Consider the following 14588-nt stretch of genomic DNA (forward strand, 5'->3'; position numbering starts at 1 on the left):
TAGATCATAACGAGTGCCGGAAGCCGCTCCTCGCACGTCGAGGGGCGGCTTTTTATTCAAGGGGGTGACCATGCTGTTGCAGCTTCTCGATTATCTGGGCGTTGGCGTCTTCGCAATTGCCGGCAGCATCGTCGCATCGAGAAAGGGGCTCGACTTTATCGCCTTCCTGTTTTTCGCCACCGTGACCGGCATCGGAGGAGGGACGCTGAGAGACCTCTTGCTCGGTGTGCCTGTGTTTTGGATCAAGTCGGACGGTTATCTCCTGGTCTGTTTGGGAGTCAGCGTCCTGATGTGGTTTTTCGCGCATATCGTCGAGGGGTTCGGAAAGCCCCTGCGTTGGGCGGACGCGATCGGCATGGCCGCATATTCTGTCATGGGAGCCGCAAAGGCACTCAGCATCGGCGATACGGCCTTTGTCGCCGTGGCGATGGGTGTGGCAACGGCGACCTTTGGCGGTGTCTTGCGCGACGTCGTTGCCGGCGAACCTTCAGCCATCGTCAAACAGGAGGTCTACGTCAGTGCTGCCTTTGCTGGCGCCGGCATCTATGTCGTGTTGACTTATTTGGGTCTGGGAAATTGGTATGCAGCAGCTGTCGCCGCTCTGCTGGCACTTTGCCTGAGAGGTGGGGCTATCGAATTTGGTTGGTCACTGCCGGGCTACTCGAAGTCCACGAACGGGTCCTGAGACGTCCTGAAAAACGCGATCAGGCAGCGTCGCGACCGCTCGGTCCAGGGAGCCCTGGCTTCGTTTCGACCTGTTCCTTGAACTCGCGCAGCTCATCCGCTTCCCGGTGCCATTTGTTGGCTTCCCGCCGCTTCACCCGGGCTTCCTTGCGCCATCTTCCCTGCTTCGCCCAAGCACCGATGCCGCCAAGTACAATCCCGAGCCCCAGGCTTGCGAAAACGACCCAGAACAAAGGAATGTCCGGGATCGTGAAACGCGGGTCCTGCGGATCGAACGGATTAAGGGAGAGTGAGACTGGATGCCGGTTGGCAACCGACAGGGGAACCAGAATGATCGCAACTGCGATGAGGATCGCGTATTTGATGAAACGGGTCACATGTGTCTCCCAAGGACTGGCCTGAAGCTCTTCTTACGGCCTGGTATCAACGCCGACCGCACTGTTCCGACAACGACAGGAAAATTTCGAAGTCTTCCGAACCTTGTTTAGACCCTAGTCGTCCCCGTGGTCTACTCCGTCATTCAGTCGCACACGCATTTCCTTGCCCGTCTTGAAGAAGGGAACAAATTTTTCCTCGACTTCAACCTTCTGGCCGGTTCTTGGATTGCGACCGACACGAGCAGGGCGGTTCTTGACCGAAAAAGCGCCAAAGCCTCTCAGCTCAACGCGATCGCCGCGCATTAGTGCTTCCGTTATTTCGTCCAGTATTGCGTTGACGATGTTCTCGACATCGCGTTGGTACAGATGCGGATTTTGCTCGGCAATATGTTGAACCAATTCCGACTTAATCATTGGCCGCCCCCTCGAACTGTTGAATTTTCTTTTGCCGCACCGGGAGCCTGCCAAACGGATACGAGACCGTCAAGCGTAATAGCCGGAGAAATCAGCCATTTAGCGAGGTCCAACTCATCAATTAGTCCAGTCGCGATGCCATTACCGAGCCCTTTGGTCATTTTAACGGACAGCGGAAGTCCTTCACTGTCCGCCTGAACCGACCAATTCAGGACGGGCAAGTCCTCGGCGACGGACTTCTCTGTCTCGAGCCAGGACACGGCTGTTTTTTCACCGCCAATGGCGTCGATCAGGCCATTCTTCCGGGCCGCATGTCCTGAATAAATGCTGCCATTCGCCAGCTCGCGTGCCTTCGAGGGGGAGAGGTCGCGCCGTTCGGCAACAAGGTCAACGAACCAGTCATAGCTGTCCATGACGAGCGCGTTGAGCACTTCCTTTGCTTCGGGTGAGGCCTCTGAATAAAAATCAGGTTCGGCCTTGAGCGGCGAGCTTTTCACTGCGTCCATCTCGACGCCAACCATGTCCATCAATTTGGCGATGTTGCCATACTGGAACAAAACGCCGATGGAGCCGGTGATCGAGTTGTACCGGGCAACGATGTGATCTGAGGCCAGGGCGATCATGTACCCGGCCGAAGCGCCGACCGTTCTGATCTCTGCAACGACGGGTTTCTTCTCGGCAAGCTCACGCAGAGCCTCGTAGAGAGCCTCGCCACCGGTCGTGCTGCCGCCGGGAGAATTGATCGAGACAATCACGCCTTTGACCGCATCGGACTCGCCGATTTTCTCGATCAGCTTGAGTTGCTTGCGATCTTCCAGGATGACGCCTTCGATGGCGAGCCGTGCAATGTGAGAGCTGCGTTTGGACATCGAGCCCAAGTCTGTTGCGGCGATGATGGCACCGATCAGCCCGACCGTGACAATGAGAAAAGTCGCGATCCGCCAGAATGTCAGTTTCCGACGCATCCTGCGCCTATCAACCAGGACGTCTGCATCAAGGCTCATGGTTTGCGAGGCTCCGGATCACTTAATTTCTATTTTCTGGCTACTAGATAGGGTGGACGAGTCCGAAAATGCAATTGCCTTGATGCCGAAAGTTCAAAGAAGCTTTCGGTCATCATTGGAATGTGCGCGATGTCCGCCCCGCTAGGGCTGATCCGAACGCCACCGTCAGGGCGGCTGTTTGGCCGCCCTTTTGCGGCATTAGCCGATAGATACGATGGAAAACTCGAACGTCAGGTCCTTGCCGGCGAGTGGGTGGTTTGCGTCAAGGACGATATTCTCCTCACCGACTTCAACGATGGAAACTGTCATCAGCTGTCCATCCGGGGTCTGAACCTGCAGCTGTGTTCCCACTTCAAGTGGAATGTCCGTCGGGAATTGATCGCGCGGCACAGGTTGCGTCGCGTTGGGGTCCTTGGCGCCATAGGCTTCCGAGGAAGGAATATTGACGGTCTTTTCCTCGCCGACGGTCATGCCGGGCAGGGCTTTGTCCAGGCCCGGAATGATCTGGCCCGAGCCAACGGTGAATTGTAGCGGATCGCGGCCTTCGGAACTGTCGAAAACAGTGCCGTCGGAGAGTGTACCCTTGTAGTGGATGGCAACGCTGTCGCCCGCTTTGACTTCGGTCATGAGCGTGTCTCTCGATGCTGTCTGGCGATTTCTGGAAATCGAGTGAATATGCGAGGCCAAGCTTGTTGCAAGTGCCCTGGAGTGTGCCCAAACCTAGCGTCTGGCGACGAAATGTCAAAGAAGACGGTCACCAGGGGTGGGAAGCTGCAGAATGCAAAAAGCCCGGCGCAACCGCCGGGCTTTTCGTGTTTGGCTGAAAAAGGTTCAGCGAAACAGGTCTTACTCGTCTTCGTCGCCGCCAGCCTTGTTCATGGCTGCTGCGAGGATGTCGCCGAGAGACGCGCCGGAGTCGGAAGAGCCGTACTGTGCAACTGCTTCCTTCTCTTCTGCGATTTCCAGCGCCTTGATGGACGCGGTAACGCGGCGGGTCTTCTTGTCGAACTGCGTGATGCGGGCATCGAACTTTTCACCGACGGCGAAACGCTCAGGACGCTGATCAGCGCGCTCACGGGACAGATCAGCACGACGGATGAAGGCCGTCAGGTCGCTGTCTGCGATCTTGACGTTGAGGCCACCGTCGGTGACTTCGATCACTTCACAGGTCACGATCGAGTTCTTGCGGATTTCGCCAGCTGCGCCCGATTCCATCGGATCGCCACCAAGCTGCTTGATGCCGAGGGAGATACGCTCCTTGTCGACGTCCACATCGAGCACCACGGCCTTGACCATGTCGCCCTTCTTGTACTCTTCGATAACCTGTTCGCCCGGACGGTTCCAGTCGAGGTCGGAGAGGTGAACCATGCCGTCCACGTCGCCGTCGAGGCCGATGAACAGGCCAAATTCGGTCTTGTTCTTGACTTCGCCTTCAACTTCAGTGCCCTGCGGGAACTGTTCAGCGAATGCATCCCATGGGTTCTGCAGGGTCTGCTTGAGGCCCAGGGAGATGCGGCGCTTGACCGGATCGACTTCCAGGATCATCACTTCGACTTCCTGGGAAGTGGAAACGATCTTGCCCGGATGGACGTTCTTCTTGGTCCAGGACATTTCGGAAACGTGGATCAGGCCTTCGATGCCCGGCTCCAGTTCGACGAATGCGCCGTAGTCGGTGATGTTGGTCACGCGGCCGGTGAACTTGGCTTCGACCGGGTACTTGGCTTCGATGCCATCCCACGGATCGGTTTCAAGCTGCTTCATGCCGAGGCTGATGCGATGCGTGTCCTGGTTGACGCGGATGATCTGCACCTTGACGGTCTGGCCGATGGTGAGAACTTCCGAAGGATGGTTGATGCGGCGCCACGCGATGTCGGTGACGTGCAGCAGGCCATCGATGCCGCCCAGGTCGACGAACGCACCGTAGTCGGTGATGTTCTTGACGACGCCTTCGACGGTCTGACCTTCTTCCAGGCTCTGGACCAGTTCCGAACGCTGTTCGGCACGGGTTTCTTCCAGAACGACACGGCGTGAGACAACGATGTTGCCGCGACGCTTGTCCATCTTGAGGATTTGGAACGGCTGCGGCGTGTGCATCAGAGGCGTTACATCGCGTACTGGACGGATGTCGACCTGCGAACGCGGCAGGAAGGCAACAGCGCCATCCAGATCGACGGTGAAACCACCCTTGACCTGGTTGAAGATCTGGCCGGTGACCTTTTCGTTTGCTTCGAAAGCAACTTCCAGGCGAACCCAGCTTTCTTCACGGCGAGCCTTTTCGCGCGACAGCACGGCTTCACCGAGCGCATTTTCAACGCGCTCAAGGTAAACTTCTACTTCGTCGCCGACGTTCATTTCGCCGTCGCGGCCCTTGGCGCCGAATTCCTTCAGCGGCACGCGGCCTTCAACCTTCAGGCCGACGTCGATGACGGCGAGGTCTTTTTCGATTGCGACAACGGTGCCCTTGACGACCGCACCTTCATACAGATCGTTCTGGGTAAATGACTCTTCGAGAAGAGCTGCAAAATCCTCGGTAGAGGGATTAAGTTCAGACATTGAAACTCCTGGTGCCTTCCTGGCAGGCCGCCGACGGGTTTGTGTTGCATTGAGGATCCTTGAATCTCCCGGGATACGCGATGCGCGCATCCTTCCACCCTCTTCGAGGATGGGCCGGCGGGGCGAGAGACGGAGGATCCTGTCTCGTCATCAAGACGCCTTGGTAGATGTCTTGCCGAGTAATTCCATGTGCTCCGAAGGATCATGCAAATCCGGCAAGCCGAATGCTGATCCAAAACACGAAAGGGGGCGCACCAAAACATGGCGAACCCCGTGTGCCCGTGAAGGCCTTACGCGTTGCAGGCTTGAGAAACAATATCCACAGCTGCCTGGAACGCCGTCTCTATATCCATTTCCGTGGTGTCAAGCAAGTGTGCATCGTCTGCTTGTTTCATCGGAGCCACGGTTCTCTGGCTGTCGCGCTCGTCGCGGCGTTTCAGATCATCAAGGACAGACGCATATTCAGCCTCCTGACCCTTGGAGACCATTTCCGCCGTGCGCCGCTCGGCACGTGCCTCTGGAGAGGCTGTGACGAACAACTTCACAGTGGCGTCGGGACACACAACGGTTCCGATATCGCGCCCATCGAGAACAGCTCCTGGAGGGGCTGCTGCAAAGTCCTTCTGCAATCGGACAAGTTCTTCACGCAAGCCACCAAGAACCGCAATGCGTGAGGCTGCTTCACCGATCTCATGCGCTGACAAGACGGTCTTGTCCATCTGCGCCAGGTCGAAATTCTGTGCGATCTCGATCGCAACGCCCTCATCCCCGAGCGGCAGGCCCTTGGCCAGCAGGGCAGCTGCCACGGCGCGGTAGGTCAGACCCGTGTCCAGGTGGCGGAGCTCGAAATGATCCGCAAGGCGGCGTGCCAGTGTTCCCTTGCCCGAAGCTGCGGGCCCATCGATTGCGACAATCATGCGGCCTCGCTTGGCGTTTCTTGGACCTTTGCGCCCAATTCGCTGAAGAGGGAGGTGAATGTCGGGAAACTCGTCGCAATGACTGCGCCATCATCTGCAGTGACCGGCTTGTGAGAAGCCATGCCCAGCACGAGAAATGACATGGCGATGCGGTGATCAAGGTGAGTGACAACCGTACCGCCACCGATGTTGTTTGCGCCGCCCTTGACTGTCAGGAAATCCTCACCTTCGACGCAAGGGATGCCATTTGCTTCAAGGCCTCTGGCGACTGCTGCCAGGCGATCTGATTCCTTCACACGCAGCTCATCTAGGCCGGGCATGTGTGTCTCGCCAGTTGCAAACGCGGCGGCAACGGCCAGCACAGGATACTCATCGATCATCGACGGCGCCCGTTTCGCAGGTACGGTGATGCCTTTGAGCTGGCTTGCCTTGACTTTGATGTCGCCGATTTCCTCTCCGCCGGAATTGCGACGGTTGACGATCTCGATATCTCCGCCCATCTCGATCAGCGTCGTGATCAGCCCGGTCCGATGTTCGTTCAGGAGGATGTTCTCGATCGTCACGTCGGAACCGGGAACGATCAGCGCTGCAACAATCGGGAAGCCGGCGGAAGATGGATCGCCCGGAACTTCCAGATCCTGCGGCTTGAGTTCCGGCTGTCCCTTCAGCTTGATCACTCGTTCACCGGCATCGTTGAGCGTGACTGAAATGTCTGCACCGAAACCGGCGAGCATCTTTTCGGTATGATCGCGCGTGGCAATAGGCTCGATGACAGTGGTTTCGCCAGGGCAGTTGAGGCCGGCGAGCAGTACCGCGGACTTGACCTGCGCTGATGCCATCGGCACCCGGTAGGTCATCGGCAGAGGCTGCTTTGCGCCGCGGATGGAAGCTGGCAGACGGTCACCTGACCGTGCAATCACGTTGGTGCCCATTTCCCGGAGCGGATCCAGGACGCGTCCCATCGGGCGCTTGGACAGCGAACCGTCGCCCACAAAGGTTGCTGCGATGTCGTGGGTGCCAAAGATCCCCATCGTCAAGCGAACGCCCGTGCCCGCATTGCCGAAGTCGATCACCTCTTCCGGCTCCAGAAGGCTGCCGAGGCCAATGCCGTCGACCACGTAAAGACCGTCATCCTGCCGCTCGATCCTGGCACCAACCGCGCGCATGGCGGCCGCAGTGGCCAAAACGTCTTCTGATTCCAGGAGTCCGGTGACCGTTGTTCTGCCAACGGCCAGGGCGCCGAACATCAGCGCGCGGTGGGAAATTGACTTGTCGCCGGGAACCCGGATTGTGCCGGTTAGTGGGCCGGCGGCGCGGGTTGTAAGCGGTTTGGGCGAAGAGCCATGGGACATGCGGTTCGGTTCCGGTCATTCTACTCAACAAAAAGTGTCCCTTGCTATCATGTGGATCATCGTTCGTCATCTGCCCCAATCCTTGAATTTCTGTGCGTGGCGTGCAGAAGTTTGCTGCGAACAAACTTTTTCATTGATTTGGCTTTGACAGGGGGGCGGTTCCAAGGGTATGGGGCGCCACCAAACAGAGAAGACGAAGGGTTAGCACAGTGGCAAAACCTGAACTTGGCACAAAGCGGCTGTGCACGAGCTGCGGCGCGAAGTACTACGACCTCAATCGTGATCCGATCACCTGCCCAAAATGCGGCACGATCTTTGAAACGGTGATGACCTCACGTGCTGCGAAAGCGGCAAAGGCTAAGGAAAAGCCTGAGGATGATGAAGAAGAGGAAGATGAGGCTGCGCCGGAAATCGTAACGCTGGAAGAAGCCGACGCGGAAGCGGAAGGCGGCGATGACGATGTGCCGGATATCGACGGCGGCGACGTCGAGCTGGAAGAAGAAGATGAAGAGGCAGACGACGTTTTCATCGAGGAAGAAGATGAAGATGACGAAGCCGTTCCGGGCATTCGCGTTGAAATCGATGACGACGCTGATCGCTAAGTGACCGAATTTGGAGGCTTTTTTTGCCTCCAAATTTATCCACAGAGCGAATTTCATTTCGTTTGAAATTCCTCTTGATCGATGCGGGCGGCGCGACTATGTTCCGCCCACATCAACGCCGGGGACCCAAGCCGGCTTTTGAGATTGGGGCCATAGCTCAGCTGGGAGAGCGCCTCGCTGGCAGCGAGGAGGTCAGCGGTTCGATCCCGCTTGGCTCCACCATTCTCTTCAAATTTCTTTTCCATCGACTTGATATCTGGTCGGCGAGCAGCCTTTGCCTCTTGCGGCGTTCCGCAAATCGGGAACACTGTCGCGCATTGATCCAAACAATGGGCAGATCCTTGCAGCGTTCCAATACCTCCCAAATGTGCTCACCCTGTCTGATACTTCGCGCAGGGACCTCCGCATGAACGGGATTGGCAGTCTTGCCGGTCTGTTCCTGCTCTCGTTTCTGGCAGCCACTGTCTTGCCGGCGCAATCGGAGTTCGGCCTTGCGGGATTGATCGCAGCTGATCTGGCTCCTGTCTGGCTGTTGATCGCAGTCGCGAGCCTCGGAAACACTCTTGGGTCTGTCGTGAACTGGTTGCTTGGTCGTGGCGTTGACCGGTTTTCGTCCCGTCGATGGTTTCCGGTGACGTTGCAGCAGCTTGACCGGGCATCCAACTGGTATCGTCGCTATGGAAAGTGGAGCCTTTTGATGAGCTGGGCACCATTCATAGGAGATTCGCTCACGCTGGCTGCCGGTGTTCTGCGCGAGCCGTTCTGGTCATTCCTGGCACTCGTTGCCGTCGCCAAGACCGTGCGTTATCTGATTGTCGCCGCGATCACGCTGGGAATTTTCTAGGCCACGGACACAAAAAAGCCCGGGCATTGCCCGGGCTTTTCAGCAGTCTGTTGAAATGGTCTTAGGCTGCTGCGGCCGTATGCAGGCGCGCCTGAACGATCTGATGGCCTTTGAGGCCGGAAACCGTCTTTGCGCCCGCGAGGATCGCGAGATCCACGAGCGGCTCCATAAGAACCACAAGCATGTAGGCCGCACCGAATGTGCTGACGGAAGCAAGGTTCGCAGCGCCGAAGCCCTGACCGTAGAACGCCCAGAAGGCCACCCAGGCAACCACACCGCCCTGATAGGCGGTCGAGAGGGCAAGCGCCTGTCCATAGCTGAGGTCGACATAAGCGGTTTTCGCCGGAATGACCTTTTTGGCCAGCATGGCAACTGCGAAAAGGGGAACCAGAAGCGTTGTGACGTTCATGCCGTATTGCGGCAGGTCAGCGGGGGCGAAGAATACGCCCTGCAGGAGCAGGCCGCCGGCCAGGCCAATCGCGGTGGCGCCTGCACCAAACAGCAGGAACAGGGTCGAGCCGAGAATGAAGTGCACCTCGGAAACGCCAACCGGATAATGCGGCAGGATCTGAAAGAAGCTAAAGACAAGCGCAGTTGTCAAGACGCTGCGGCTCAGAAGTCCCACAATTCCGCCGTTGTCCTGGCGATTCGTGACGGCCATCTTGGCCGCATAACCAAGGGACGCGATCGCTGTTGCGTAGCTGAGAGTAAGTTTGGCACCGTCGACGATGCCCGGTTCGATATGCATGTTTTTCTCCTGTCCACACCCACCGTGGGAAGGTTGCTATAGGCCCGGCCCAGAGGCCGGAGTTTGAATGGCAGGTCTCCTGGCTTGCGACTCAACGCCCGTTCCGCCTTCCCGGTGCGCTCAACCGGGCGCATCAGTGGCTTTTGGAAAGGACTTGCCGCTCACAGTTGCGGGGGCAGCCACGGTTTCGGTCCCTTTTGGGTACGCCTCACCGTGTTCCCTTTTAATCCGCCGCACCGTTGATTGGCGGAACCATCAAGCCACAATTGCGGAATCTGCGCCCTCTTTGCAAGCCATTTTGCCGCGAAGGTGAAATGTTGCAGGGAAGTGATGGGGCCCTGGGATGCATTTGTCTGCGCAGGCGGAAGCCAGTACCCGACAGAGTGCGTCATGTAATGTTCATGTGAGCGAAGCGTGGCAGTCATCCAAACGCCATAGGGTTCGCGCCGTTACGTCGGCGCGCGTTTTGCTTTCCGGTCACATGTGGCCGGAACATGGGAAAAGCGAGGGTTTCGCAGCAGTCTTTCTGCTGTCGAAGTCGAGCGGAAGCCTGCTTCGAAATTTATATTGATGGTTGGTCTTCCATGTTCGTTTTGACTGTCGTTTAATGTTCATATGAGCGACATATAGCGTTCATATGAAAACAATACGAAACGCAGGCGTTATCACACGGGCTGTCGAGCAAGCCATTTTGGCAGCCTGGATACTCAACTGCTGACCGAGGCATCCGCCTCAATTGATGGGAGCAAACAATAATGGCTTACCGTAAGACTGTCGCCAGCCTCGTAGCTGCGGCCGCCATGCTCGGCACTTCTTCTGTTTCTTATGCTGCAACCGACATTTCCTGGTGGCATGCAATGGGCGGTCGCCTTGGCGAAGTCGTCAACGAAATTTCCACAGGCTACAATGCTTCTCAGGATGCTTGTAACCTGACCCCGGTCTTCAAGGGTACTTACGAAGAGACCCTGACCGCCGGTATCGCTGCTTTCCGCGCTGGCGAACAGCCGAACATCCTTCAGGTCTTCGATGCTGGTGCTGCAACCATCATCGGTGCCAAGGGTGCTGTTATTCCGGCCCAGGATATCCTTGAGAACGCTGGCGCTGATTTCGACATCAACGACTACATCGAAGGTGTGCGCAACTTCTACGCTGACAGCGATGGCAAGATGATCGGCATGCCGTTCAACTCCTCCACGCCGATCCTCTACTACAATGAAGATGCGCTGAAAAAAGCTGGCGTCGAAGCTCCGAAAACCTGGGAAGACTTCCAGGCAATCGCGCCGAAGCTGAAAGAAGCCGGCTATGTACCGCTTGCTCAGTCCCACCTGCCGTGGATCTTCACCGAGAACTTCAAGTCTCGTCACAATCAGCAGTTCGCAACCAACAACAACGGTTACGATGGCGCCAAGGGCACCAAGCTGATCTTTGGTGAGCCGATCAAGAACCACTTCAAGGCTGTCAAAGGCTGGCTGGACGACGGTCTGTTCGGTTACTACGGCACCGGCTGGGGCGACAACCAGACCCCGTTCAACGAAGGCAAGGTTGCCATGTGGCTCGGTTCTTCGGGCTCCTTCGGCGGGATTTCCAAGACCGTTGAGTTCCCGTTCTCCGCGACCTACCTGCCTTACTGGGATGCAGTTGAAGGCGCAGGCACCGGCACCTTCATCGGTGGTGCCGCTCTCTTCTCCATGGCTGGCAAGGCAGACGAAGAGAACAAGTGCGTTGCTTCGTTCTTCGAATACCTGACGTCCCCGGAAGTCCAGTACATGTGGCACAAAGAGACCGGCTATGTGCCGATCACAAACGCTGCATACGAGCTGGCCAAGAAGGATGGTCACTACGACCGCGCACCGGCTGCCGAAATCGGCATCAAGCAGCTCACTCTGCCGGGTGGCGAGTGGACCAAGGGTTACCGCATGGGCTTCTACGTCCAGATCCGCGACATCATGAACCGTGAATACGGTAAGGTCCTGTCCGGTGATGCGTCCGTGGACGATGCTTTTGCAACCATCGAAGCCGACGGCAACAAGCTGCTGGAGCGTTTTGCAAAGACATCCGGCAACTAAGCTGAGAAACTTATCGCGGGGGTGCCGGTCCGGCGCCCCCGTTCTTTCATGCTGATGGCGGGTCAACAGGATATCTGGTGGCCCGTCTTCCCCGTTGCGGTGTCGTGATGAAAAAAGTTCAATTCCAGTCCCGGTGGCTGCCTTACCTGCTGCTTTTGCCGCAGCTCGCCATCGTAACGCTCTTCTTCCTCTGGCCAGCTGCCGAAGCGGTCCAGTCCTCCTTCTACCTTGAAGACCCCTTCGGGTTCGGATCAACCTTTGTCGGCTTCGACAATTTCGTTGATACGGTGACCTCGACCGACTACGGGCGTGTTGCCCGCTTTACGGCCGTCTTCACATTCTTCGTGACGTTCCTGTCCCTCGGGATCGCACTTCTTCTGGCGGTCAAGGCGGACAAGGTGTTGCGCGGCAGCTCGTCCTACAAGACCCTGCTGATGTGGGTCTATGCGGTCGCGCCTCCCGTCGCCGGTCTGATCGGCGTCATGCTGTTTGATCAGCATGTCGGCCCGATTGTTGATTTCTTCGCGCTCTTTGGCTGGAACCTGCAAATCGGGGTGAACTATTTCGACACCGCCTTTGCAATGACAACCACTGCCGTCTGGAAGCAGATCCCGGTCAACTTCATCTTCTTCCTGTCCGGTCTGCAGGGCATTTCCAAGTCTGTTCAGGAAGCGGCCAGCATCGATTGCCGGTCCGGCTTCCGCCGGTTCTGGACCGTGACTTTCCCGCTCCTGGCGCCGACGGGCTTTTTCCTGCTGATCATCAACATCACCTACGCCTTCTTCGACACCTTCGGTATTGTTGATGTGCTCGTGAAACAGGAACCGGGCAACAATCCGGTGACGCTTGTCTACAAGGTCTTCCTGGATGGCTTCCGCGGCAATGACCTGGGCGGTTCTTCCGCACAATCCGTCATTCTCATGGCGCTCGTCTTCATTCTGACAGTTGTTCAGTTCCGCTTGATCGAGCGGCGCGTGCATTACACCTAAGGGGACAGGTATGAGAAAACTTCAGATCCTGGACCATGTGGTCCTGCTTCTGGGTGTTGTGTTCATGGTCACACCGGTCGCTCTGGCCTTTCTGACCAGCACTCACGACGCCATCACCATCTACAAGGAAGGCATCCAGTTCGTCCCGGGTGGCAAGTTCCTGGAAAATTACGAAACGGTGCTCTTCCGAGCTGGCGGCTTCACCAAGGAAGTCGACGGTTTTGTGATGCTGAAAAACTCGATGATTCTCGGCTTCGGCTTTGCCATCGGCAAGATCATCATTTCGATGCTGGCGGCCTATGCGATCGTCTACTTCCGCTTCCCCATGGCCACCCTGTGCTTCTGGGTGATCTTCGCGACCCTGCTGCTGCCACTGGAAGTGCGCATTCTGCCATCCTACGAAATCGTGCAGCAACTGGGCATGGTGAACACCTATTCCGGCCTGATTGTTCCGCTGATTGCCTCGGCAACGGGGACGTTCTTCTTCCGTCAGTTCTTTATGTCGGTTCCCGACGAGCTGCTGGAAGCGGCAAGGATCGACGGGGCGGGCCCCTGGAAGTTCTTCAAGGACATCCTTGTTCCGCTGTCACAGACAATGATCGCGGCCATCTTCATCATCATGTTCGTCTACGGGTGGAACCAGTATCTCTGGCCGACCCTGATCACCACGGAAGAATCCCTGTTCACTCTGGTGCGCGGCATCAAGCAGATCATGCAGGTCTGGGTCGGGGCGCAAATCCCGGCACTCAATGAAGCCATGGCGCTTGCGGTTCTCGCAATCGTGCCACCGGTTTTGATTGTCGTGGTCTTCCAGAGCTGGTTCGTCAAAGGTCTCGTCGAGAGCGATAAGTGAGGTTTTAAATGTCAACGATTACTCTCGATACGGTTCGCAAGGTCTACAGCGGCAATGTGGAAGCGGTTAAGGGCGTTTCCATTGATATCGCCGATGGTGAATTCATCGTTCTTGTCGGCCCGTCCGGCTGCGGCAAGTCTACCTTGCTGCGCATGATTGCCGGTCTGGAAGACATCACGACCGGTGACATCAGCATCGGCGACCGTGTGGTCAACAAGGTCGACCCGGCCGACCGCGACATCGCCATGGTGTTCCAGAACTATGCGCTCTATCCGCATATGTCGGTCTACAACAACCTTGCCTATGGCCTGAAGAACAGGAACATGGCCAAGGCGGAAATCGACCGCCGAGTGAAAGAGGCCGCCCGTATTCTGGAGATTGGCGATTATCTGGAACGCAAGCCCCGGGCGCTGTCCGGCGGTCAGCGCCAGCGTGTCGCCATGGGGCGTGCCATTGTGCGCGAGCCGGCCGCTTTCCTGTTCGATGAGCCGCTTTCGAACCTCGATGCCAAACTGCGCGTGCAGATGCGCGTCGAGATCAAGCGCTTGCAGAAGTCTCTGGGCACGACCAGCGTTTATGTGACCCATGACCAGCTTGAAGCCATGACTCTGGCGGATCGGCTGGTCGTCCTCAATGGCGGTAACATCGAGCAGATCGGTGCGCCGATCGAGGTCTATGACAAGCCGGCCTCCACGTTCGTTGCCAGCTTTATCGGCTCGCCGGCCATGAACCTTCTGGACGTGAAGAGCGATGGCAATCAGCTCTCCCTGGTCAAGGGCGCGGGACTTTCCGGTGCCAATGTGCACGGCAAAGATGCCTACACGGTTGGTGTGCGGCCGGAACACCTGAAGGTCGTGGATACCAAGGGCGATGGAAGCTCGGGTGTGGATCTGGAGATCAAGGTCAACGTGCTGGAGCCCGTCGGAGCTGAAAGCTACATCTACGGTGAGTTCGCCGAAAGCGGCGAGGAAATCCTTGTCCGTGTCGAGAGCCACTCCGTTTATGAGACGGGTCAGACACTCTTCCTGCGCGCCGAGCCAAAGGACGTGCACTTCTTCGATGCGGAGACGGGCCGTCGCATAGAGGCCTGACGGAATTTGAAGGGCAGCCTTACGAGGGCGCTGTCGTTCAAGGAAAAGCCGCTCCGGGCAACCGGGGCGGCTTTTTGCTTGCTTCAGGAGTTCT

The 14588-nt window shown here is 57.4% G+C and carries 15 protein-coding genes, 1 tRNA gene and 1 riboswitch; of the genes, 8 read left to right on the top strand and 8 right to left on the bottom strand.

Annotated features, from left to right (window positions below):
• Positions 1-70 precede the first annotated feature (70 nt).
• Positions 71-685, top strand: a complete 615-nt coding sequence (locus ABJZ52_RS06190; protein WP_348189560.1) for a trimeric intracellular cation channel family protein — start codon at positions 71-73, stop codon at positions 683-685.
• Between the two features lie 19 nt (positions 686-704).
• On the opposite strand, the gene ABJZ52_RS06195 is transcribed toward ABJZ52_RS06190, so the two are convergent.
• The 7 genes from ABJZ52_RS06195 to aroA form a co-directional block, all read right to left on the bottom strand.
• Complete coding sequence (locus ABJZ52_RS06195) at positions 705-1061, bottom strand: lipopolysaccharide assembly protein LapA domain-containing protein (protein WP_348189558.1); 357 nt, start codon at positions 1059-1061, stop codon at positions 705-707.
• 114 nt (positions 1062-1175) lie between these two features.
• Positions 1176-1475 (bottom strand): integration host factor subunit beta, encoded by a 300-nt coding sequence (locus ABJZ52_RS06200; RefSeq protein ID WP_153770439.1) that lies wholly within the window; start codon positions 1473-1475, stop codon positions 1176-1178.
• Entirely contained in the window at positions 1472-2479 is a 1008-nt protein-coding gene (gene sppA, locus ABJZ52_RS06205) for a signal peptide peptidase SppA (protein WP_348189556.1), read from the bottom strand. The genes ABJZ52_RS06200 and sppA overlap by 4 nt, the downstream gene beginning before the upstream one ends.
• A gap of 198 nt (positions 2480-2677) precedes the next feature.
• A complete protein-coding gene (locus ABJZ52_RS06210; protein ID WP_348189554.1) occupies positions 2678-3106 on the bottom strand; it encodes a peptidylprolyl isomerase in 429 nt (142 codons plus the stop codon).
• 219 nt (positions 3107-3325) lie between these two features.
• Positions 3326-5032, bottom strand: coding sequence for a 30S ribosomal protein S1 (rpsA, locus tag ABJZ52_RS06215; RefSeq protein ID WP_348189552.1), 1707 nt, complete (start codon positions 5030-5032; stop codon positions 3326-3328).
• A gap of 290 nt (positions 5033-5322) precedes the next feature.
• Positions 5323-5949 (bottom strand): (d)CMP kinase, encoded by a 627-nt coding sequence (gene cmk / locus ABJZ52_RS06220; RefSeq protein WP_348189550.1) that lies wholly within the window; start codon positions 5947-5949, stop codon positions 5323-5325.
• A complete protein-coding gene (gene aroA, locus ABJZ52_RS06225; RefSeq protein ID WP_348189548.1) occupies positions 5946-7301 on the bottom strand; it encodes a 3-phosphoshikimate 1-carboxyvinyltransferase in 1356 nt (451 codons plus the stop codon). The genes cmk and aroA overlap by 4 nt, the downstream gene beginning before the upstream one ends.
• 209 nt (positions 7302-7510) lie before the next feature.
• On the opposite strand from aroA, the gene ABJZ52_RS06230 reads away from it, so the two are divergent.
• The 3 genes from ABJZ52_RS06230 to ABJZ52_RS06240 all read left to right on the top strand — a co-directional run bounded on the left by ABJZ52_RS06230 (position 7511) and on the right by ABJZ52_RS06240 (position 8747).
• A complete protein-coding gene (locus tag ABJZ52_RS06230) occupies positions 7511-7903 on the top strand; it encodes a TIGR02300 family protein (RefSeq protein ID WP_348189546.1) in 393 nt (130 codons plus the stop codon).
• Between the two features lie 146 nt (positions 7904-8049).
• Positions 8050-8125, top strand: a tRNA-Ala gene (locus ABJZ52_RS06235).
• A 184-nt stretch (positions 8126-8309) separates the two neighbouring features.
• Complete coding sequence (locus ABJZ52_RS06240) at positions 8310-8747, top strand: YqaA family protein (RefSeq protein ID WP_348189544.1); 438 nt, start codon at positions 8310-8312, stop codon at positions 8745-8747.
• 61 nt (positions 8748-8808) lie between these two features.
• Here ABJZ52_RS06240 and ABJZ52_RS06245 read toward each other — a convergent pair whose 3' ends face one another.
• Positions 8809-9495, bottom strand: a complete 687-nt coding sequence (locus ABJZ52_RS06245; protein ID WP_348189542.1) for an energy-coupling factor ABC transporter permease — start codon at positions 9493-9495, stop codon at positions 8809-8811.
• 51 nt (positions 9496-9546) lie between these two features.
• Positions 9547-9767, bottom strand: a riboswitch (cobalamin riboswitch).
• A gap of 483 nt (positions 9768-10250) precedes the next feature.
• Between ABJZ52_RS06245 and ABJZ52_RS06250 the strand changes: the two genes are divergently transcribed.
• The 4 genes from ABJZ52_RS06250 (at position 10251) to ABJZ52_RS06265 (ending at position 14494) form a co-directional block, all read left to right on the top strand.
• The gene (locus ABJZ52_RS06250) at positions 10251-11561 is read left to right on the top strand and encodes an extracellular solute-binding protein (protein ID WP_348189540.1); all 1311 of its coding nucleotides are present in this window, start codon (positions 10251-10253) and stop codon (positions 11559-11561) included.
• Positions 11562-11668: 107 nt separating this feature from the next.
• Positions 11669-12550, top strand: coding sequence for an ABC transporter permease subunit (locus tag ABJZ52_RS06255; RefSeq protein ID WP_348189538.1), 882 nt, complete (start codon positions 11669-11671; stop codon positions 12548-12550).
• Positions 12551-12560: 10 nt separating this feature from the next.
• Positions 12561-13403 (top strand): sn-glycerol-3-phosphate ABC transporter permease UgpE, encoded by an 843-nt coding sequence (gene ugpE / locus ABJZ52_RS06260; protein ID WP_348189536.1) that lies wholly within the window; start codon positions 12561-12563, stop codon positions 13401-13403.
• Between the two features lie 8 nt (positions 13404-13411).
• Positions 13412-14494 carry a sn-glycerol-3-phosphate import ATP-binding protein UgpC gene (locus ABJZ52_RS06265; protein ID WP_348189534.1) on the top strand — a complete coding sequence of 361 codons (1083 nt, stop codon included), beginning with the start codon at positions 13412-13414 and terminating at the stop codon, positions 14492-14494.
• Positions 14495-14588 lie beyond the last annotated feature (94 nt).

It is taken from the genome of Roseibium sp. (assembly GCF_039982295.1).
GTDB lineage: Bacteria > Pseudomonadota > Alphaproteobacteria > Rhizobiales > Stappiaceae > Roseibium.